Source organism: Pseudalkalibacillus sp. NRS-1564 (genome assembly GCF_050467905.1).
GTDB classification, from domain to species: domain Bacteria; phylum Bacillota; class Bacilli; order Bacillales; family Guptibacillaceae; genus Guptibacillus; species Guptibacillus hwajinpoensis_B.
In genome coordinates this window covers 1-19,936 of sequence record NZ_JBITPM010000002.1, presented here as the reverse complement: position 1 = coordinate 19,936, position 19,936 = coordinate 1, and the positions used below count along the sequence as shown (strand labels likewise).

Here is a 19,936-nt window from a genome sequence, read left to right as displayed (position 1 = left end):
ACCCACCTCTTTTTTAACGAATAGCCTCAGTATGGCCAGAAAGTGAGGAAGGCAGTACTTTCAAAATAAATGAGAAAGGACTTACCCGCTTCTACGGATAAGTCCTTTTCTCATTTGCATCCAACAATTTCCTTTACTCAAACAGCTCAGGCAACCAAAGCGTTAGAGATGGAATATAGGTAACAAGCAATACAATCACAATGCCTGCGAAGAAAAACGGCAGGATGTCTTTTATCGTTTTTTCAATACCTACCAGGAAATAAACTATCTTTAACGTGGTTGTTCCTTTTCATGATAGCTTAATTTGAAGAAGGCATCTTAGCAGCACTCTTCGAACTAACCCGCTCCAGCATATATTCAAGCAGGAACAGATAATCCTTCTCATTACCCGTCTTTTTAGCAAGTACGGATAAAGGCTCTAAAATGTGAAGACAATCATTTTCGTACAAGCTGTAGTTATCAAACCCTAAAATCGTCTGGCGGGCAAATTCCCATAGATCTTTGTGTGCTTCCTCATCCATTGTTTTACTTAGCTGGGCAATCATCGTTAAAAGCGCCGTTATAATTGTTGTGTTTTGATTGGCATATTCACGAATGGAAGCAAATCCCTTGTGAAGGTAATAACTAAAGTCTTTTTGATTTAAGATAATTCGTAGCTTCTTTTCCTGATCAAAAAGGTAGGGAGAGAAATTCTTTGATTTGCCAATACTATTCAGCAAATCAGCAATCTGATGAATGGTATTCGTCACCGTAAGCGGATCATTGTGACCCAAAGCCTTAATAGCTAATTCGGCAAGCTTAATAAGACCATATTCCAGATCTTGAATCTCTGTTTGTTTGACCCCGATTTCAATGGATTTCAAGTAGCGGTCTGGATTCATCACTTGTCCATGTTCCCAATAAGTAAGCAGTGGTGTGCCTGCTATGACGAATTCTCCAATTCTAACATCGAACCTGAGGAGAACGTCGTCTCTATTCGCTTGTTTAATCAACCTTGAAAAGTCAGCGACTTGAAGATAACCAGATTGGTTGGTTTTGATAACTTTTCCATCAGGATCTGAAGGAATGTCTTCCTTCTGTACTTCCTTCTCAAGGTGATAAGGCTTTAATTCTTCTTCAAGAGAAGCCTGCACTAATTTTGACTTAGCATTCATATTGAAACTGATATTATGAACTTGCATCCACGTAGCAGTATGGTTGATGAAATAAATAAACGTTATGGCGGCTGTAATAGCTGTCAGAATGGATAAAACAGGTGTCGCAACTACATACTCCTCTTCTCCGTGCGTCGCGTATAAGAAGTTTAAGAGGACGTAAATAAAACTTCCGTTAAAAATACCGAGTACATGCTGCGTCGCTCGGTCACTAACGAAGTTGACAAGCATTTTAGAAGAAAACTGCCCGCTAAACGTCGTCAGGGCAACAAGTAAGGAGTTAAGTGTAAAGGCACTTAGTGTCAGCACCCCTCCTACAAGTGCACTCAATAGAACCTGTAGCGTCTGTCCACTAAAGCCAATTCCAACTGGCAGATACAAGCTAACATCCACAACATAGTCGAGATAATAGGTAAAAATAGATAAACCTACAGCTCCAACAATATACCAAAATGGCATAAACCAAATGGTTGAATTCAATTCACTTTTCCGCTGACGTCTCGACATTTTTAAATATTTCTTTATATAGTAAAAGAACCCCATTTGATCACCATTCTGTTCTTAAGAGTTTATATCACTTCTACTAACTACCCTTGTCAGGAGTAAACTAACCTGGATTTTATTGTTTCCATCAAGAGGAGCATAAAAACATAAAAAAACTCCAGCGGCCCATACAGGCTACCCTGTTTTATACGATTATCTTATCGATGAACGCTTTTTCGTATTTCCTAAAAAGGAAAATTACTCTGAATTAATACAAGATGCCACCCTACAACGAAAAGAAGTGCTAATTGACTGAACCATTAGCACTCCTTTTACTTCTCTCTAAATGACACATCATAGAAAACAATCTTACATCTCCAAACTCATAAACACACTATTCGGATCTTCCCTATACCCCGCAAACGGCTGACACTCGTGAAATCCGAAGCTTGCATACAAACGCCTGGCCGGCTGAAAGACTTCCATTGAACCTGTTTCAAGACTCAACCGTTCGTATCCACGCGCTTTCGCTTCATCAATAACGTGTTGAAGAAGTCTTTTTGCGACACCCTTTCTTAGATGAGCAGAAGCTGTTTTCATGGACTTAATCTCAGCGTGGAGGCTGTTCAATCTTTGAAGCGCTACACATCCAATTAAGTCACCCGCTTCCCAAGCACTCCAAAACGTAATCTCAGGCTTCCGTAACCCCTCTAGATCCAGCGCATGCTTACTTTCCGGTGGAGAATGCTTTTGCATACTTTGGATATGGTCATTCAATAATTTAGCCACTTCAGGTCCTCTTAAATCATCTACTATAATCTCCACTGAATTCACTCCTTTATCGGTACATTGCTCGCTTTTCATGATTAACAAATCACTCGATCGTAATATCATATTCCATTTGTTTTGCTGTCTTTAATGCGACTTCCTTACCATGTAGCCGAGCAATCATATGGAACGACAAATTGATACCTGCAGAAATGCCCCCTGATGTTAAAATCGAACCTTCATCAACGAATTTCACATTCCGTTGAACAAAGACCTCTGGAAATTCCTCTTCTAATCGATCCAGATCCATCCAATGAGTTGTCGCTTTTCTTCCATCAAGCACACCTGCTTTCGCCAGCAGCAAAGCTCCCGTACAAACCGATGTCATCAACTCCACTTTTGAGTTCTGATCTTGAATCCATGCAATTATCCGAGGATTGTTGATTTCAATCTGTTCAGCGCCATACCCACCAGGAATAATAACGATATCAAACGAAGGGTGGTCGTCGAAACCATAATCGGGTTGCACGTTTAATCCATTACGCGCCGTAACCATTTCCCCATTTTCTGAGATCGTTTTAACCACAAAAGGCTTTACGTTCGACTCTAATGTAGTTGTAATCGAAAAGACTTCAAAGGGACCCGCAAAATCCAAGACTTCTACTTCATTAAACAGTAAAATACCAACAAGACGCTGTCGCATTTGTTTGACCTCCATGATCAATCGATTTCCTTTTCGATAGATTAACTTTACTATATTATGAGGTGGCATTTCTGATAAAATAACCGGATACGGAAAAAATAGTTCCGATTAAGAGGAGTTGTTTCATTCTGAGTGAATTACTTTTATCAAAAAAATTCGTACCTACTTACTTTATCGCTGCAATCTTCGTCATTCTCTTATACCGTACAATCGAAAATTCATGGTTTGAGGCCTTACTCGTCAGTTTTCCTTGTTATCTTGTAGGCATTATTTCGCTTGCCCAAAATTTCGGTAAGAAAACAAAATAAGAATAAAAAAGCTACGTTACACTACACCTCGTAGAACAACGTAGCTTCTCTTCTATTCAGGATCCATCCAAAACAGCTCATCAAGCGATTTATTTAACGCCCAACAAATGGACAAGCACAACTGCAGCGTCGGGTTATATTTTCCGAGCTCAATGAGCCCAATCGTCTGTCTCGACACGCCAACCTTTTTGGCAAGCTCCTGCTGGGAGAGATCATGCTCCACTCTTGCCGTTTTTAGTCTCACATTTTTCACAACTGATCACCGCACATCTTCATCATCCAACTCTTCTAATTCCTGCTCATTTATCTTATCACTTTTATACTTCGCTACCGCATAGGGTACCACCATTATGACAAATAAGACAGGAATGTAAATCATTAAGCACCCTAATAAAATACTGAGAAAAAAATAAAATGTTTCCTCAGCACCTTCTCCATACTTCAAAGAGTTTCTAACCGCAAGGAAAAGAGAAAACCCCACTCCCAAGAGAAGACTGATCAAGAAATTCCGTTTACTAAAGCTCACCTTCCTCGATCGATCGTGCATCTCTACCTCATCTGAAAAAATTCCAAGGATCGTTGATCGTATAAGATAATACCCAGAACTGGCACTAAAAATAATAATCTCCGTCCATACATGCTGTATTCCGTCCTCAACCAGAAACTGTTTATACAAAACTGATAGAGCACAAATCACCACAATGAGAATATACATTTCCCGGTAAATCTTATTTTGAAGAGTCGTCAGCCGTTCGTCTTTCTGCTTCCCCTTAAATCCAAATCCCATTATTACCCTTCCTCCCTTTTATAAATTTAATTTATCCTTCTTTTTCCATTATATATTATTAATGTCTTTTTGCAATATATATTGTTCATTTAGACGTATTTAATTTTCTTTCAAGGGTTTTACCACAAATTAAAAGGGGGGATTTAACCATGAGGTCCTGGTTGAGCATTCTTGAGAGATTTAATAAATGAGTGACTTGATCTGACTGTTAGGCATCCTGCGAACCGTTGACACGATGCGATTATTCATAAATGTCCCTTCTCCCACTAGTTTGTACCGATGTATTCCGCTCCTTAATTAGGAACATTACCCAGTCACTCTACATATTTTGTTGGAGAAAGTGTTTCACTAGATAATCGACTAGGATATTCAAACCATTAGAAAAGAACGTCGGTGGAGGTGACATAAATGAATCAATTTCAAAATGATCTTCAACACTTAGATGTCGGAGAATACCATGCCCAAAATTTAGTACCATGTGAGCAAGTCAACTATCATACAAATGTTGATCCAAATGATTCCCGCTTAATCGGGTTTGTTTGCTATGGCTGCTTCCGATGCGCAGGTTGTGTAGGCTGCGCTGGATGCGCGGGTTGTGTAGGCTGCGCTGGATGCGCGGGTTGTGCTGGATGTGCGGGGTGTGCCGGGTGCGGCGGCGGCTGCGCGCGTTGTGCTCGATGCGCTGGATGCGGCGGTTGTGCCGCAAGATGTGGAGGTGGCGGTCGTTGCGGTGGAGGCGGTGGTCGTTGTGGTGGACGCTGATCGGATCAATTCCTAACATAAAATGAAATTGGATTGATTTTAATCACGCTTTTGATAAACGAATTACATCATAAACTAAAACCCCACAGAAAAGAGCTTAGAGGCACAATGCTTCCAAGCTCTTTTTCATTTCATTAAAGCTGCATGGCCGTCGTACAGGACTAATGATATAGTGAACAGCCTAAAAATATCTATACAATATAGATAAATCCTAGCCTCGGAAGCTCATAAATTTAAAAAGAGACCGGTTTGGTAGTGCACCCCAGAAGTTAGTTTTAACTCTAACTTTCAGGGGTCACTACCTATTCCCAGTCTCTTTCTCCTTATTTCAATTTAATGTGTACCGGCTTGCTTTCCTGTGTATGGATGGTTTTCTTACGGTTCTTCTGCAGTGCCGTTCTTTTTATTGAGCTTGTTACGTCGTGTATCATATCGCCCACATCATGAGCGGACTCGATTAAGGGGTCAACAGCTTCCATTTTCCCTTTGACATCAACCGAAATTTCATTGGCTTTATGAATCAGTTCTTCTGCTTCGTCTGAAATGCCGTTTACTGAATTACGGACGCCAGACAACGTCTCCTTTGTTTCTGCCAATGTTGTCATAACTTTTCGTAAAGTCAAAACCAAATAGACGACTAGAACAATAAACGCCATGGCTACAAGGGTAACACTCCACTCAATTATTGAGACCACCTCCCTTCTTTTCTCTAAGTCTATGAAGGTGGGGGTTAGGACATTCCTTCTTATGAAACAGATGGAATTTATTAATGTAAGACTGGTAAAAGGATCTGATTCTAGAGGGTGCTAGTCGCCATTACTGGAGAGTTCTAAAGGAATAGAACACAATCTCTTAAATATAGTGCCTACAGTTCAAACTGTAGACCACGATATTAATCCTAATAAAGATAAGCAATCTAGAATAAAACAAAAGCATCTTTACTCAAGAAGACGCTTTTTGAAAGTATGTTTTTCTGATTGAACTAATAACTTTTCGTATATATACTTGTTGTTCCGGAGAGTATCATTAAATCTATGACTAACTTATCTGCCGAGAATAACAAGGCTATTCCTTATAACACGTTTTACAGTAAACGGTGTTGGCATGTTTGCTTAACATTTTATCTAAAACACCAACAGGCATTTTTTTCTCATTTGGAAGTGTCATATGTACAAAAATTTCATCACCTGATTTTAATAAGCGATCACACGCAGAACATTTTAACCGTGTATTGAAGATATCTTTAAACACGCTATTAATTCTCCTTTTGTCACTAGTCTTACAGCTTCACTATTCAATTTTTTACTAATATTCAAAGTAACTCCAATACCATTTTATTTCGTTATAGAACAACTCACTCAACCATTTCTTTCACAACAAACACCCCTATCTCTTAAGATCCATATAATTCCACCAGTTCTTCAAACCTGTCTATAATCTCATCATATTCACTTACTTCTCCAAACCCATACTTTGCATAAACAAAAGGTATCCCAGCATATCTTGATGCCTTTAAATCACCTTCTGTATCGCCGATGTATATAGGATTAGTTAGGTTGTTCCTTTCGATAATCAAGTTAATATTTTCCCCTTTAGATAGCCCGGTTCTCCCTGGATTCTCAAAGTCCGAAAAGTAATCACCTAAGTTATGAAACTCATAAAACGATTCGATGTATCCATCCTGGCAGTTACTTACGATATAGAGTTTGTATTTCTTCGAAAGTAAACTAAGGACATCCTCTACCTTATGGAAAAGTTTGCCCCCTTGTTTCTTTAAGTAATGCTCCTCGGTATTTAAACACTCATGCATCACCTGGTCACGCACTTCCTCTGCCAAATGCGGAAACAATTTTTCACTAATGTCGTGCACTTGTAGCCCCATAGTTCCTTCAAAATCAGTTCGAGTTAGTTCTCTGCTAATTTGACTATGCTTCTTGATGCAACCATTCCACGCATCAAGTACAGTATCAATCGGATCCCAAATCGTTCCATCTAAATCAAAAATAATACTATCCATATTTAGATCCACCTCTCGAAAAATAAAAATTTCTATATCACTGGAATGAACTCCTTACATATTCGATATGCCGTTAATGAAGATGCTAAATAATAAGCTGATTGCTGTAAAACCAGCCACGGGAATTGAAAAAACTTTGTTGTTTTTAAACTCATAGATCGCTATTATCAAGCCTGCGACACAAAGCACTACCCATACAGGCATAAATAGGGCATCTGCTATATTCACAGGTAATAATGCGTAACCACCCCATAAGAAAAATCCCCAGTGCAAAACCAACAAACCTACGATAACATAAGAGATTTTTCGAGGGGATTTTCCTTTCTCATTATTTCTAGCAGCTCTAATTGGAGTAACGATAAATGTCAAAATGGCAATAGTTCCTAAAACCATTAAAAACACTAGTGAAAACCCGATAATGATCAATCCCTTTTTGATGATTTATTCAACCAATTTGCTCTAAACGTACGTTTAGCGCTTACCTTTTAATCAGCAAGCGCTTCTCTATTCTTTAACTAGCCGTTTAGATAAACCCTCTCATCCTTATCACTGTTCCATCCAACTCTAAACCCATCTCTTCCATACCAAGTTTATGGTAAAACCTTAATGCAGATGGATTTGACGGTGATACTCTCAAGTGAAATTCTTTAAGATTTTGATCCGCAAAATAATTGGAAGCGTATTTGTGTAACTCTTTGCCAATACCGATGCCACGGCTTTCTGGGACTAAATAAAATAAGTTCACATAGCCAATTTTCCTACCTTCATATTCCTTTACAGTTAATTCGAGCTGTCCGATGAATTCAGACTCTTTTTCTACCATAACGAAACCACCTGGAAATTCATTCACCTTATTTTCTAACCAATTTAAGTATTTATTTTCATCTCCAAAGTTTGTTAAATCTCCAAAACTCACTAGAAAGGAATCCTTACGAAACGTTATGACTTCTTTACGATGTTTAGCTATATTAATGGGTGTGAAAAGTAACAACTGGACTCCTCCTATCGCAATTCACTCATTTCACATAACTAAGATTACCCTTTACACCAATCCAAAAAAATTGCTAGAAAACATTGACACCATCAATATGATAAAAAAGAGTAATTGACTAATTGTAAAAAGATAATCCTTTCGATTTGTTGCGTATTTCCATTCCATCAATGCTGTAGATGATTCAGTAGTAACGACCATGAGACACATTAAGAACCACGGTTCCAAATACCATACCCATTCGGTAGACAGTCTAGTGACATTATAAACATAACCAATAATAAGCAAGCCGATAACGATGACCCTAATACTCCGATCCACTTTCTTATGCGTTTCGTTGAGATGGTGGTTGGAAAAGAATTTCTTCTTTTCAACCTTTAGCAACCTTCTCATAATTGCTTGAAAAGAATAGATTAATAGCCCTAAGATTGTAATTAAGATCAATAACTTCAGCCAAAATCCCTGATCAATCCCATACAATAAAAACCCGTCCTTTCTGCCAAAAACCTTAGTACCAATTATTTCAAACTAATACACTTTTCTCAATCTTTTGTTTAACATTAGAAAAAGCCTATTCATATACGAATAAGCTCCGAGATGACTGAAGACTCGATCTCAATTTTTAACTAACGCATTTAATAGGTTAAATATCTAATTCACCTCTTCCACTTCAAACTTTAATCGATCTAAATCCCAGACATCTTCTTCATAATTTTTGATCACTTTCACCTCTACTCTTTGCCCCTCATCATATTTTTCAGGATCGGAAACTCGTATAGTAGGTGAGTCTGGTTTGTCTTTAAATTGATATGACTCTGTCGAGGATTCTGCATCGCTAACTGTTGTCCAAGCTTGGATATCAATTTCCATATCCCCACTTTCTTTGTTGATTTCTGTTATTTCCCCATTAATAAACGTCCCTTCTTCAACCTGAAAACAACCTATCAAAGTAAGAGTTAGAGCAGTCATAATGAAGAACATCTTGCATTTCAACACCTGGTCATTCCCCCCTAAAGATACATCAATAACAGTTGCTGAACCTCCACATCACTTCAATGTTGTATAAGAGATATCTTTCCTCGTAAACAAGATAGTTTACCTCTTCTTACTTACAACCTACATTCTTCTATATGCTAGAATGCCAATAACGATCGATGTACAATGTTTAAACGAAAAATTTCCCTAGGTGAAAATTTCGCTAATAAGAGGTCTTTTTACTTTTATGAACCACCATCTCTATTAAGCCCAATAGTAATAACCCTAGAATAAATAAGACAATCCAGTCCCATATTAATAGAAAAGCTAAAACAAATACTAAAAGTAAACTTCTTACCCACTGCCTGTGCAAAATCCTCATATAGAACCCCTATTTCCTATCAATATTTCCATCATTCTTTACGTGGATTCTAAATATGTTTGTAATCTACTTAAAGTTATATAGTTTTGGATTCGCTCCGATTTAGTTTACGCTATGACGGTTTAGGTCTCTTTTGGAAACAAGTAAGAAACCAATAGAAAAATAATTCCTACCGCAAATCCTGTCCAAGTTATCGCATTCATTGTGCTGTATTCTAAATCCTGTGCTATTCCCGATAGTATTAACGTTATTCTAATAACGAGAGTGAGCATAACAATCCCAAATGCAGTCCATTGAACGTTATTCCGTTTACTGCTCTGTTCGCTTTTCATAAGAAGCCTCCTTTTCATAGTCTTGACCATCTCTTTAACCTTGTCTTTTCATATCGAAAGCTTCACGAATTCTTTCACCTCATATTCGTATAATCTTACCCGTGGTTCTATTTCTGATCTCCCGTCCTAGTAATTTTCTTTCGCTTATAAACCACGTAAATCGCATTAGCGGCGACCATTATTAAAGAACCGGTTAAATACCCAAATATAGGAGGTAGATAGGGCACATCAGGCAGAAAGACGAGTTGACTTCCAAAGCTCCCTCCGATGAAAACCGCCAAAGCCATCACACTCAATCTCCATTCGGAATGGATGAGTTTCTTCTTTTTCTTCATTTTTTCATACTCCCTTCATTCGTCGATTTCATTGTCAGTTATCGCAACATTGAAGGATTTTATTGGTTGCCATTGCTCCTATACGAGTCAGTACTTCCTCTATTAAACTTTCACTTTTTGTCTCATTTTTCATACGATATGCATCAAATTTGATTTCAAGCGTTTTGTTATCTCGGAACGGAGTCTTCTAAAATCACTGTCCTTATCAGTAATGATTTCATCACGCTTCACTCCAACTTTAACATAAATATCCATTTAACAACCTTTCTAAAATCAAATTTACCTTATGTCTGAAACCTATCGGAATGGACTAGTGGCGTTAACAACAATTCGAATAAATCTTATGAAGTTCGCTAGCATCGTTTCTTGTTTTTGTCCACACATATGAGACAAAGCAACGAACATAGACTCCTAGTATGAAGTCAGATCAGTGAAGCAGGAGGTGTCTGATGATGAATGTTCATCCTTCTATGCGTTTAAAGCTAAAGAAGGGCACTTTCTTCATGCCGGAGCCGAGCGGGAGCGTTTATTTTAGGAACAATTCAGGTTCATTTCGTATGGAAGGGACCACGATTCATCAATGGATTGAAAAACTGATTCCGATGTATAACGGGGAATATTCGCTGGCAAGTCTCACAGATGGACTATCAAAGCCGTATCGTGATCGGGTTTACGAGATTACCGACTCTCTCTTTACGAACGGGTTCCTTCGTGACGTTAGCCAAGATCGTCCCCACCAGTTGAAACCAAAGGTCGTGGAAAAGTTTGCTTCACAAATTGAGTTCATCGAAAGCTTTACTGACTCTGGATCTTATCGGTTTCAGCAATACCGTCAGAAAAACGTTCTCATTGTTGGAGAAGGATCGATGCTAATTGGACTGGTTTCGTCATTACTTACATCCGGTTTGCCTCGTTTCCATACACTGCTAACAGATGAGCAGACTAGCCAACACCGAATCAAAGAGTTCGAAGCAGCTGCAAGAAAATCAGACCCTGAAGTTTCAATTGAGGTCATGTTAAAAAGAGACCCAATCTCCTGGGAGAAGCAGATCGAACCATTTGATGCAGTTTTATACGTCTCCTCAGATGACAATGTCCAGGAGCTCCGCAGTCTTCTGCATGCCTGTAAAGAAAAGAAAAAACCATTTCTTCCCGCCATCTATACAAAAGGAGTTGGAATCGCAGGCCCGCTCGTTACTGCAGACAGCGGCTGCTGGGAATCCGCATGGCGAAGCTTACATCATGAATCACTAAACACGAGCTCCTTTTCACCGTCCGCTGGTGCAATGCTAGCGAATGTGATCGTTTTTGAATGGTTTAAAAAGAGCACAGGCGTCCCTACGCATTCGAACAATCATGTATTTCTACTTAACTCAGAAACGCTTGAGGGTAAGTGGCATTCCTATCAACCTCATCCACTAGTATCAGGAAAGATCGAAGTCGAAACCGTTTCTATACAATCTAGTGAAAGGATGGAGAAAAAAGATCAAAACGAACTTCTCTACTATTTCAGTCAGTTAACTTCAAGTGAGATCGGCATTTTTCATAAGTGGGAAGAAGGAGAGCTAATTCAACTACCTTTAGCTCAATGTGAAATCCAGACGGTGAACGTTAAATCAGCTGAATCATCCAGGTTTATAAGTGCAGCTTTAACACACGAAGAAGCAAGGCGGGAAGCCGGAATGAGTGGAATAGAAGCATACGTCCTCCCGTTAAAAGAGGAGATTATCTCGTCACTTCCCTCTCCTTATGAAAAAGCTACTTACTCGCAAACCGATCTCCACATCGGTGCTGGAGAAACGTTCATTGAGGCGATCAATCGGGCACTGCAAACAATGGTAGAAGAGGAATGGAACCAGAAAGCCGATCAGTGCATGGAAAGCCTATCGAGATGTGCAGTCGATAAAGTTGAAGACGATATCTGCCGCTTCTATTTGAAGGTGTTAACGACCATGAAGAAAGTTCCCGATCTCGGTTTAGGGAAAGATTCGAACGGCCTGCCTGTCGTATGGAGAAAAGCCGAGGATCAGCGCTGGTACGGAAGCGTCGGACTGACTCTCGTGCTCGCTTTACGAAGGGCGCTCCTACAAGCCGTGAAAGAAGCTCAAAACAAGACCATTTCAGCAGCACTCTCTTTTTCAACGATTCCGTTTCAAGATAAACCGATCCAATCCATCGCTATTCCTGCTTATGATGCAAGCCTTCAGGCTGATGTTCTTCGGTCTGTCCTCACCCTTTTTGAACAACAAGGAAAAGAGATTTCCTTCGTAAAAGTGAATCTTGAAACTTTAAAAAAAGATGAAGCAGTAAATATCTATGGCGTTCTGTTAAGAGAGGGGGAGACGATGTGAGTGCTAACATTACATTAGTAGGAAATGGCCTGCTACGAGAATGCATAGCGGAACAACTCGCTCCCCACCTTCACCTCACGCTTCTTCCAGATTTGGATGCGCCGATCCCTAAGCAGACGACATTGTTACTTGTCATCCATGACTATTGGAATCCATCGATCCATAAACTTGCGGAGGAAGTGGCGCGAGAACACGGTATCGATTGGCTACGGGGCTTCTTATCATTTGGTGAAGGTGTCGTTGGTCCGCTCGTTCGCCCCGGTCGTGAAGGCTGTTCACAATGTGCGGATACAAGAAAGATGATGGCAGCAACCGACCGGGAAGATCTATGGAAAATTCAACAGGTTTTAAGCAAGGCTGCTGACGATATTCGTGATGAATGGCTCTCTCAAACGGGACTTCTTCAAATGGCTCAACTGATCAAAAATGAAGTGCACAATGTGGTACATCTTAAGTCTCCTCAATTAGAAAGGGCGATTCAATTTACCAATTTAGGTTCCCTTGAGAGCTCTCGCCATCGTATCTTACCAGACGCCTATTGTTCCGTTTGCAGTCATTTGCCCGAAGACTCCGAAACGGATGCGATGATTACGCTTAAACCAAGTTTGAAAATTAGTGAAGATAGCTATCGATGTCGTTCGATGGACGACTTAAGCAACGTACTTTCAAGAGATTATCTCGATCCACGAACAGGTCTATTAAATCGTCTTATGATCGATTTTGAAACACCGTATGCTGATGCGATCGTTAACCTTCCTCTGTTTAATGGAAATGAAGGCTCTGCAGGAAGAACAAATTCGTATGCGATGAGTGAAATGACAGCGATATTGGAAGGGTTGGAGCGGTCTTGTGGCATTGATCCAAAAGGTAAAAGAACCGTTGTTCACGATTCCTATCGCAATCTGGATCTAGCCTTGAACCCTCTTAAGCTCGGCGTTCATGCCGATGAACAGTATGCAGAGCAAGGCTATCCATTCGCTCCATTTCATCCTGATCGAAAAATGAACTGGGTGTGGGGCTACTCTCTTATTGAAAAAAAGCCGATTCTCGTGCCAGAGCGGCTCGCTTATTACAGCATGGGCTGCGGGGATGGGTTTGTGTTTGAAACGTCCAACGGCTGTGCAATCGGAGGAAGTCTTGAAGAAGCCATTTTCTATGGCATGATGGAAGTACTTGAACGCGACTCTTTTCTATTAACATGGTATGCAAAGCTCTCTCTTCCTCGGATTGATCCAGTCTCATCAAATGACGAAGAGCTGCATTTGATGATCGACCGCATGCGAGAAGTACTAGGCTATGATCTTTATTTATACAATGCAACGATGGAACACAACATCCCCTGCATCTTAACGATTACGAGGAACCGCACTTCTCATACCGATCGCTTAAATCTGATGTGTGCGGCTGGCGCACATCTCGACCCTGTGAGAGCTGTAAAAAGTGCAATCTTTGAGAGTGTTGGACTTATCCCACCGTTAAATAAAGATTTTAAAAACAAGAAAGATGAATTTCTAGCCATGTATCACGACTCTTCTCTCGTGAAGAAAATGGATGATCACGGCATGGTGTACGGACTTCCTGAAGCGGAAGAACGCCTTCACTTTTTACTAAATCAGAATCGACCTATGCAAACATTCCAAGAAGCTTTTCAACCGTCAAAATGTCATGCCGACCTCACGGATGATCTAAATACGATGTTACAAACCTTTCGCCATTTGCACTTGGATGTCATCGTCGTTGATCAAACTACACCTGAAATTCATCGGAACGGACTTCACTGCGCAAAGGTCATCATTCCAGGCATGCTGCCGATGACATTTGGCCATCACTTAAGGCGCGTTACCGGCTTAAGCCGAGTATTGAAAGTTCCAAAAGAACTCGGATATGTTGATCGAGAACTAACAGTTGAGGAGCTCAACCCTTATCCGCACCCGTTCCCTTAACGTGGCGAGGAGGTTAGTGATGGATCTTGATTTGTTCTTACATCAACTGCATTTCCAAAATGACCTTGTGACGCCACCGAACTGGGAAGTGGATTGGGACGATGCTCCCCTGCCATTTAAGATCTATCGTCATTTGCCGGAGTACCGACTTTCTTACGACATTCCACTTGTGCTTCAAGACCAGTCACTTCACCAACCACCGAACCTGAAGACAATGGGTACTTTTCTCTGGTATGTTTATGGGCTGTCTCAGATTAGCCAGACAGCTTTTCCCTCTGACACGGACGGAGAATCAGCGGAAACGATGCAATCATTCCGCCGCTTCTCCCCATCAGGAGGCGGCTTATATCCGAGTGAACTGTATCTATATCTTAAACTAGATGAACTACCGAACGGGATTTACCATTATGATGTAGCTCATCATCGCCTTCTTTTGCTACGTAAAGGTCATTTTGATTCTTACTTAAACAGCGCACTAGGAAGTAGCTCTAACCTTTCAAACTGTTTTGGGGTCGTCATCATCACGACGATGTTTTGGAAGAACTTTTTTAAATACAACAACTTTTCCTATCGTCTTCAAGGGTTGGATGCGGGAGCGCTTATTGGTCAGCTATTGGAGGTTAGTAAACGTTTCTCCTTTTCATCAGAAGTAAATTTTCAATTTCTAGATTCAGCGATCAATCACCTACTGGGAATAAAGGATCTGGAGGAAAGTATTTACGCGGTCATCCCGCTATCAAAGCATAATATTGTGCATGAAGAGGCGCCTGGAGAATGCTCAGCAGCAGAATTGGTGAAAGAAATCCCTATAATCAAACCAACGCATTACCAGCGTTCACAAAACGTCCTACCGTTTCCTGAAATCGCAAAGCTTCATCACGCCACGCTGCTTGAATCTACCGGGTTGATACGGGGGCTTAAAAAAAGAGAAGAGAAATTCGAAAACAAGTCAAAGATTGCTTTGCCTAAAGCAAGGGCGATCACCAAAGATTTAGCTCACGTTTGCCAGAATCGCTATTCACCAGAAATGGATTTTAACGGACAAAGAATCGATCAGATTCAGCTCGCTTCCCTTCTGAAGGAAAGCACCGATTCCTACACGTACGCTAACGATTTAGATAAGGGAGAAAATCAATTGTCACGCGTCTCTCTTTACGGATGCTTTTATCAAGTTGATGGCATTCCAAATGGGGCTTATCGGTATGACCCTACTTCTCATTCCCTTTTACCCATTAAAGAGGGTGACTTTCGTTTAGACCTCCAAGCTGGAATGTCCCTTCACAACGTTAATCTGCATCAAGTTCCGATCTGCCTGCATTTAGTCGGAGATCGCACGTATCACAAAGCAGAACTTGGCTACAGAGGCTATCGCATTCAACATATGGAAGCTGGGATGCTTCTTCAGCAACTATTATTAACGGCCAGCGCACTTGGTATGAACGGTCATCCCCTGCTTGGTTTTGATATCAATGGTTGTGATGACATTTATGAACTGGAAGCTGCACAGAAAACGACAATTATTCAAATTCCTGTAGGGTTTCATCGGGCTAAGAGTTGGTTGGTTGGGGGGATGCATGGTTGAGATGGAGGGGTCAGGTACGTACCTGACCCCTTTTGGTGCCTGTCACTTGTCGAATTTTATGAGCGCTCAAGCACCGAAACGAGCAAACGGTGAATGACTTCATGGTCACGCACATCGTGTAAGCGATATTCTTTCCCAGGAAGCGTGTACCACTCCTCTGCTCCTACATACGTGATGCGAAGCGTGAGATCGCCTTTCTCATCACAGGAAGTCACCAGTTCAAGCTCCCCGCTAATCACACCTACTTCTTCGGTCATAACACCGTGAGTTGCAGTGAAAATGGACGACTTTTGTTTCATTTGAGCGCACCTCCTCAGCTTGTCGAAACGATCAAACTATCAACTAACCCGAATTAATAACTACACGTATTCAGCATGCTTTGAAGAGCCGATTTCTCTGAAGACTGAAGGCTTAAATCATAGTCATACTTCGTATTGATCCACCACTTTGCATACCCGCAGTGAGCACTGTAACGCGTTGGCTTCCAAGTAGACGGATCCTGATCACCCTTGGAGCGGTTGCTGCTTGCCGTTACTGCAATAAGATGCGGACCATCAAGGTCATTCGCGTAATCCTCTCGCTTTTGTGTGCTCCAACTACTTGCTCCAGAACGCCACGCCTCTGCCAACGGAACCATATGGTCGATATCTAAATCAGACGGGTCATACACTTGCACGCCATCAAAGTAGCTGTACCATTTACCAGACGTTACAGGACAGTCACCGCTGTAATAATCAGCATCCCTCTGCAGCACCAATTGACGCGTGTCACAGCCATTCCCCTGTCCAATCCAGTGTGAGAATTTATCACGTGAGTATCCTGACATAGAATCTTCAGACTGTACAGTCAAGGAATCCAATTGAGATTGAGCGGCAGACTTTGACGGCGTTCCAGGAGGGATCGCAAGAGCGGACGGAAGTCCAAATTGATATCCACTAAACAACAGAACCAACGTAAAAACAACTAAAATTGATTTCTTAAACATAGTAATGCCTCCTACTTTTTTGATTATTTATGTCCTAACACCTTCGTTCAGGCGTAAGAGATATTAATAGTCTTTTAAGTCAAAAAAGAACTGAGACATAACAAAGCGTAGTAACCTCTTTTATCAAGCAGGATGTTTCTTTTATGTATGAGCGCGCCTTAAATCTAGCATAATTTTCAAACAATGTTCTACCGTTCAAAGACATATAATCAAAGTTGGTTCATATGAGCTAGTGAGCGTTCTCTCATTTTTAAGTAGATGTTCCCAACAATTTTTACAAGCTTCATAAAAAGCGTGACCTTTGGATGATATGAAAAAATCAGTGCGAATCACCCACGATAAAATGACCTAAACTATTAAGACCAAATTAGACCTTTTTTCAATCTCGAATCGTCACCCTGTTTCTTTATAAAAAACTCTACGGAACGTTTGTTGTTACTGAGCTTATTAGCTTTTAAGATAGAAACGTAGTAGGAGGAGAATACGATGAACAATAGTAAAGTGGGAGAACTAATTTATAGTTTGAGGAAGGAAAAACGCCTTACTCAGAAGCAATTAGCCGATCTAATGAACATTTCTGATCGAACCGTTTCAAAGTGGGAGCGAGGTTATGGCTGTCCAGATATTTCGCTATTACCACAGTTATCTGAACTGTTAGGAGTTAACATTGAAAGTATCTTAGATGGTGATTTAGCGTCAAATGATTTTGTAGGAGGAAATATGAAAAAATCAAATTACTTTGTATGTGAATTATGTCAAAATATCGCTTTAGCAACTGGAGATATTTCCATATCTTGCTGCGGAAGAAAATTAGATCGATTAGAAGCAAAGAAAGCAACAACTGAAAACCAACTTACCATCATGGATATTGACAATGAATGGTATATTTCTAGCGAACATCCGATGTCTAAAAATCACTATATCTCCTTTATTGCTTTTGCAACTGGAGATCAAGTTCGAATTATGAAGCAATATCCGGAATGGAATTTACAAGCACGCCTTCCTAAAAGCAAGCATGGCAAATTATTGTGGTATGATACGAAATTCGGATTGTATTATCAGCTGATATGAGCTTTTTGTGAACCGGAACTAAAGAGGGGGTCAGGAACTAAAGAGGGGGTCAGGCACGTACCTGACCCCCGATACATTAAACCACTAAAGACTATTTTCACTACTTGTCCTCACTCCTTTCAAACCATTGCATATTCTATTAATGAGAGTGATCCATTACCTCTTAACTTGAAAATCACAGGAGTGATAACTATGTCTGGATACAATAACAGCTTCGCCCTAATTGTTGTCTTGTTCGTTCTATTGATCATCGTCGGCGTTGCTTTTGTAAACTGATAATACCAATGAAGGGGAATCGCCGGAATCGCCGGGACGGTTCGAGACCAGTGAAAAACTAACGTTTTTTTCAAAGACTTAATAGCTAACTCTAAATAAAGAGTGTAATAGGAGATTTTCAACCAAATATACACGAAAAAAGAGGACGCTATCGTAGCGATCCTCTTTATGTTTACCGCGATGGCGGCTAATTTCGATTGAATGGATGCACTTAATAGACCATACCCCCTGATTCGAGATAGGCCATGAAATCGTTTGAGCTCCGCATTCTTTCCTTCTATAGAAGCTCGCTTTTTATATTTTTCTTTAAACGTATCAGACTTTTGATGTTGCGATATTTCATAAAATTCCGCTGTGTTAATCCCTACAACCAGTAATCTTCTTGCACGCTTTTTTGCACACTTATCATGAAGTGGACAGGCTTTACATTGCTTCAATCCAAAGTAATATTTGTATCCTTCACGGCCACCATCTTTTCCGTTCGTTCTGAAATATTTCTTCTTTTCGGTGATATTCCCTTGGCTACACTGCCATTCATCAGCGTCTTTGTTATAGGTGAATTGACTTTCATCAAGTCTGTAAACAAGGGAGCTTACAGGTATATAAGGGTGCGCTTTTAAGGATTTTATATCATCCAGTATAGATTTTCTGAAATAAGCTTTATCCCCATACACTTCCGTGATGATCATGTCTGATTTTAAGGTTTGAGCTAACATTTCTTTGGCATAACTACCATCTGTGTAAGCCCCATCCGATGTACGTACGGACGTAATAATTCGTTCGTTTGTTGTCATCACAAATTCAGTTTTGTATCCATAGAAGTCTTGCGTCTTACTTTTCCTGCCCACTCTCGCATCTTCATCAATAAGGGACCGAATGCCTTTTTGGTTGAGAAACTTAGGATCCGCTAGGATCTCCTGAGCTTTTTGTATTGATTCCTTTGTGTTTGGATTGTTATTTGATGCTTGTTTTTCTACTAGATTCATTACGTTCAATAAATAATCTTTCATCACAGCCTTCGCTTCTCGGTGATCCGGAATCTCCTGATAATCTGGAACCTCTGGTAAATTCTCAAGTGATTGCCCGGTTTCTCGTTCATGTGTATGAATGATATTCCGGGCCAGATGTTTCATCAATCGTTCAGGTGTTTTCTTCTTAGTATTCGCTTCGATATGAGTAGCGTCAATACTGACACTTTTTCCTTCGAGGATTCCTTGTTCTACACATTGTCTCGCCATTTCAGTCATCATTTCATCAAGAGTATTTTCTCCAAGTCGCTGCGTTCGAAACTTGGACAGAAGACTTTTGTCTGGCAGGGAATCTTCTGGATTGAGACCGAGAAAGTACATAAACGCGAGGTTCAGTTCAGCTTCTGCCTTCATTTGTTCATCGGAATAATTATATAAATGTTGTAAAAATAAAAGTTTACACATTAACTCTGGTTCTTTGGCAGGACGGCCAAAACGCTCGGAGTAACTGTCCTTCAAAAGATCGTTAATGAAAGAAAAATCAATAACGGTCGTTATCTTCTTAAGGATATGATTTTCCGGAATTTTATCGTATAATACAGAGTGAAAACTTGATTGCTTTGACTGTAATCGAAGCACAAGTAAAACCCCCTAATGGTCGGTATTTGGTCGTACCCATTATACCATTCAGGGGGTTTTTTCATGGAGAATTTTAAATTTTACTCACCGGTCTGGTCTTAATTCGACTTTTTCACTGGTCTCG

The 19,936-nt window shown here is 40.3% G+C and carries 21 protein-coding genes and 1 pseudogene; 6 read left to right on the top strand and 16 right to left on the bottom strand.

Annotated elements, in window-relative coordinates; all coding sequences use genetic code 11:
• Nucleotides 1–299: 299 nt before the first annotated feature.
• From ACIFPW_RS00425 to ACIFPW_RS00405, 5 genes are all read right to left on the bottom strand, one after another.
• Nucleotides 300–1,697 carry a DUF2254 domain-containing protein gene (locus tag ACIFPW_RS00425; RefSeq protein WP_430241177.1) on the bottom strand — a complete coding sequence of 466 codons (1,398 nt, stop codon included), beginning with the start codon at nt 1,695–1,697 and terminating at the stop codon, nt 300–302.
• 309 nt (nt 1,698–2,006) lie between these two features.
• On the bottom strand, nt 2,007–2,462 hold the full coding sequence (locus ACIFPW_RS00420) for a GNAT family N-acetyltransferase (protein ID WP_430241176.1): 456 nt from the start codon (nt 2,460–2,462) through the stop codon (nt 2,007–2,009).
• A gap of 49 nt (nt 2,463–2,511) precedes the next feature.
• Nucleotides 2,512–3,108, bottom strand: coding sequence for a DJ-1/PfpI family protein (locus ACIFPW_RS00415; RefSeq protein ID WP_430241174.1), 597 nt, complete (start codon nt 3,106–3,108; stop codon nt 2,512–2,514).
• A gap of 360 nt (nt 3,109–3,468) precedes the next feature.
• On the bottom strand, nt 3,469–3,669 hold the full coding sequence (locus tag ACIFPW_RS00410; protein WP_430241172.1) for a helix-turn-helix transcriptional regulator: 201 nt from the start codon (nt 3,667–3,669) through the stop codon (nt 3,469–3,471).
• Nucleotides 3,670–3,675: 6 nt separating this feature from the next.
• Nucleotides 3,676–4,203 (bottom strand): DUF6773 family protein, encoded by a 528-nt coding sequence (locus tag ACIFPW_RS00405; protein ID WP_430241170.1) that lies wholly within the window; start codon nt 4,201–4,203, stop codon nt 3,676–3,678.
• 408 nt (nt 4,204–4,611) lie between these two features.
• Between ACIFPW_RS00405 and ACIFPW_RS00400 the strand changes: the two genes are divergently transcribed.
• Complete coding sequence (locus tag ACIFPW_RS00400; protein ID WP_430241169.1) at nt 4,612–4,965, top strand: heterocycloanthracin/sonorensin family bacteriocin; 354 nt, start codon at nt 4,612–4,614, stop codon at nt 4,963–4,965.
• A gap of 323 nt (nt 4,966–5,288) precedes the next feature.
• Here the strand turns inward: ACIFPW_RS00400 and ACIFPW_RS00395 are convergent, their stop codons facing one another.
• From ACIFPW_RS00395 to ACIFPW_RS00360, 8 genes are all read right to left on the bottom strand, one after another.
• The gene (locus ACIFPW_RS00395; RefSeq protein WP_430241168.1) at nt 5,289–5,660 is read right to left on the bottom strand and encodes a DUF948 domain-containing protein; all 372 of its coding nucleotides are present in this window, start codon (nt 5,658–5,660) and stop codon (nt 5,289–5,291) included.
• Between the two features lie 698 nt (nt 5,661–6,358).
• Complete coding sequence (locus tag ACIFPW_RS00390) at nt 6,359–6,982, bottom strand: HAD family hydrolase (RefSeq protein ID WP_430241165.1); 624 nt, start codon at nt 6,980–6,982, stop codon at nt 6,359–6,361.
• Between the two features lie 54 nt (nt 6,983–7,036).
• A complete protein-coding gene (locus ACIFPW_RS00385) occupies nt 7,037–7,384 on the bottom strand; it encodes a hypothetical protein (RefSeq protein WP_430241164.1) in 348 nt (115 codons plus the stop codon).
• 121 nt (nt 7,385–7,505) lie between these two features.
• Nucleotides 7,506–7,973, bottom strand: a complete 468-nt coding sequence (locus tag ACIFPW_RS00380; RefSeq protein WP_430241162.1) for a GNAT family N-acetyltransferase — start codon at nt 7,971–7,973, stop codon at nt 7,506–7,508.
• 51 nt (nt 7,974–8,024) lie between these two features.
• The gene (locus ACIFPW_RS00375; RefSeq protein ID WP_430241161.1) at nt 8,025–8,453 is read right to left on the bottom strand and encodes a DUF4181 domain-containing protein; all 429 of its coding nucleotides are present in this window, start codon (nt 8,451–8,453) and stop codon (nt 8,025–8,027) included.
• A gap of 171 nt (nt 8,454–8,624) precedes the next feature.
• The gene (locus tag ACIFPW_RS00370; protein WP_430241159.1) at nt 8,625–8,969 is read right to left on the bottom strand and encodes a hypothetical protein; all 345 of its coding nucleotides are present in this window, start codon (nt 8,967–8,969) and stop codon (nt 8,625–8,627) included.
• A 483-nt stretch (nt 8,970–9,452) separates the two neighbouring features.
• Nucleotides 9,453–9,662 (bottom strand): hypothetical protein, encoded by a 210-nt coding sequence (locus tag ACIFPW_RS00365; RefSeq protein WP_430241158.1) that lies wholly within the window; start codon nt 9,660–9,662, stop codon nt 9,453–9,455.
• 107 nt (nt 9,663–9,769) lie between these two features.
• The gene (locus ACIFPW_RS00360) at nt 9,770–9,997 is read right to left on the bottom strand and encodes a hypothetical protein (RefSeq protein WP_430241156.1); all 228 of its coding nucleotides are present in this window, start codon (nt 9,995–9,997) and stop codon (nt 9,770–9,772) included.
• Nucleotides 9,998–10,446: 449 nt separating this feature from the next.
• Between ACIFPW_RS00360 and ACIFPW_RS00355 the strand changes: the two genes are divergently transcribed.
• Genes ACIFPW_RS00355 through ACIFPW_RS00345 form a run of 3 tightly spaced genes read left to right on the top strand, consistent with a single transcriptional unit; the run spans nt 10,447 to nt 15,873 of the window.
• Nucleotides 10,447–12,348, top strand: coding sequence for a putative thiazole-containing bacteriocin maturation protein (locus ACIFPW_RS00355; protein ID WP_430241154.1), 1,902 nt, complete (start codon nt 10,447–10,449; stop codon nt 12,346–12,348).
• Entirely contained in the window at nt 12,345–14,291 is a 1,947-nt protein-coding gene (locus tag ACIFPW_RS00350) for a TOMM precursor leader peptide-binding protein (RefSeq protein ID WP_430241152.1), read from the top strand. The genes ACIFPW_RS00355 and ACIFPW_RS00350 overlap by 4 nt, the downstream gene beginning before the upstream one ends.
• 19 nt (nt 14,292–14,310) lie before the next feature.
• On the top strand, nt 14,311–15,873 hold the full coding sequence (locus ACIFPW_RS00345) for a SagB/ThcOx family dehydrogenase (RefSeq protein WP_430241150.1): 1,563 nt from the start codon (nt 14,311–14,313) through the stop codon (nt 15,871–15,873).
• Nucleotides 15,874–15,929: 56 nt separating this feature from the next.
• Here the strand turns inward: ACIFPW_RS00345 and ACIFPW_RS00340 are convergent, their stop codons facing one another.
• Nucleotides 15,930–16,172, bottom strand: coding sequence for a hypothetical protein (locus ACIFPW_RS00340; protein WP_371019008.1), 243 nt, complete (start codon nt 16,170–16,172; stop codon nt 15,930–15,932).
• A gap of 53 nt (nt 16,173–16,225) precedes the next feature.
• On the bottom strand, nt 16,226–16,858 hold the full coding sequence (locus tag ACIFPW_RS00335) for an HNH endonuclease family protein (protein WP_283152621.1): 633 nt from the start codon (nt 16,856–16,858) through the stop codon (nt 16,226–16,228).
• Between the two features lie 486 nt (nt 16,859–17,344).
• On the opposite strand from ACIFPW_RS00335, the gene ACIFPW_RS00330 reads away from it, so the two are divergent.
• A complete protein-coding gene (locus tag ACIFPW_RS00330; protein WP_430241147.1) occupies nt 17,345–17,929 on the top strand; it encodes a helix-turn-helix domain-containing protein in 585 nt (194 codons plus the stop codon).
• Nucleotides 17,930–18,121: 192 nt separating this feature from the next.
• Nucleotides 18,122–18,205 carry a YjcZ family sporulation protein gene (locus ACIFPW_RS00325; RefSeq protein ID WP_194222236.1) on the top strand — a complete coding sequence of 28 codons (84 nt, stop codon included), beginning with the start codon at nt 18,122–18,124 and terminating at the stop codon, nt 18,203–18,205.
• Nucleotides 18,206–18,342: 137 nt separating this feature from the next.
• Here ACIFPW_RS00325 and ACIFPW_RS00320 read toward each other — a convergent pair.
• Nucleotides 18,343–19,812 (bottom strand): annotated as a pseudogene (locus ACIFPW_RS00320) (IS1182 family transposase); the annotation flags it as partial.
• Between the last annotated feature and the right edge of the window lie 124 nt (nt 19,813–19,936).

Coding starts and splice junctions, on each gene's coding strand:
- ACIFPW_RS00425 (WP_430241177.1), bottom strand. CDS start 1,697: ATGGGGTTCTTTTACTATATAAAGAAATATTTAAAAATGTCGAGACGT.
- ACIFPW_RS00415 (WP_430241174.1), bottom strand. CDS start 3,108: ATGCGACAGCGTCTTGTTGGTATTTTACTGTTTAATGAAGTAGAAGTC.
- ACIFPW_RS00405 (WP_430241170.1), bottom strand. CDS start 4,203: ATGGGATTTGGATTTAAGGGGAAGCAGAAAGACGAACGGCTGACGACT.
- ACIFPW_RS00400 (WP_430241169.1), top strand. CDS start 4,612: ATGAATCAATTTCAAAATGATCTTCAACACTTAGATGTCGGAGAATAC.
- ACIFPW_RS00390 (WP_430241165.1), bottom strand. CDS start 6,982: ATGGATAGTATTATTTTTGATTTAGATGGAACGATTTGGGATCCGATT.
- ACIFPW_RS00365 (WP_430241158.1), bottom strand. CDS start 9,662: ATGAAAAGCGAACAGAGCAGTAAACGGAATAACGTTCAATGGACTGCA.
- ACIFPW_RS00360 (WP_430241156.1), bottom strand. CDS start 9,997: ATGAAGAAAAAGAAGAAACTCATCCATTCCGAATGGAGATTGAGTGTG.
- ACIFPW_RS00355 (WP_430241154.1), top strand. CDS start 10,447: ATGATGAATGTTCATCCTTCTATGCGTTTAAAGCTAAAGAAGGGCACT.
- ACIFPW_RS00345 (WP_430241150.1), top strand. CDS start 14,311: ATGGATCTTGATTTGTTCTTACATCAACTGCATTTCCAAAATGACCTT.
- ACIFPW_RS00340 (WP_371019008.1), bottom strand. CDS start 16,172: ATGAAACAAAAGTCGTCCATTTTCACTGCAACTCACGGTGTTATGACC.
- ACIFPW_RS00335 (WP_283152621.1), bottom strand. CDS start 16,858: ATGTTTAAGAAATCAATTTTAGTTGTTTTTACGTTGGTTCTGTTGTTT.
- ACIFPW_RS00330 (WP_430241147.1), top strand. CDS start 17,345: ATGAACAATAGTAAAGTGGGAGAACTAATTTATAGTTTGAGGAAGGAA.
- ACIFPW_RS00325 (WP_194222236.1), top strand. CDS start 18,122: ATGTCTGGATACAATAACAGCTTCGCCCTAATTGTTGTCTTGTTCGTT.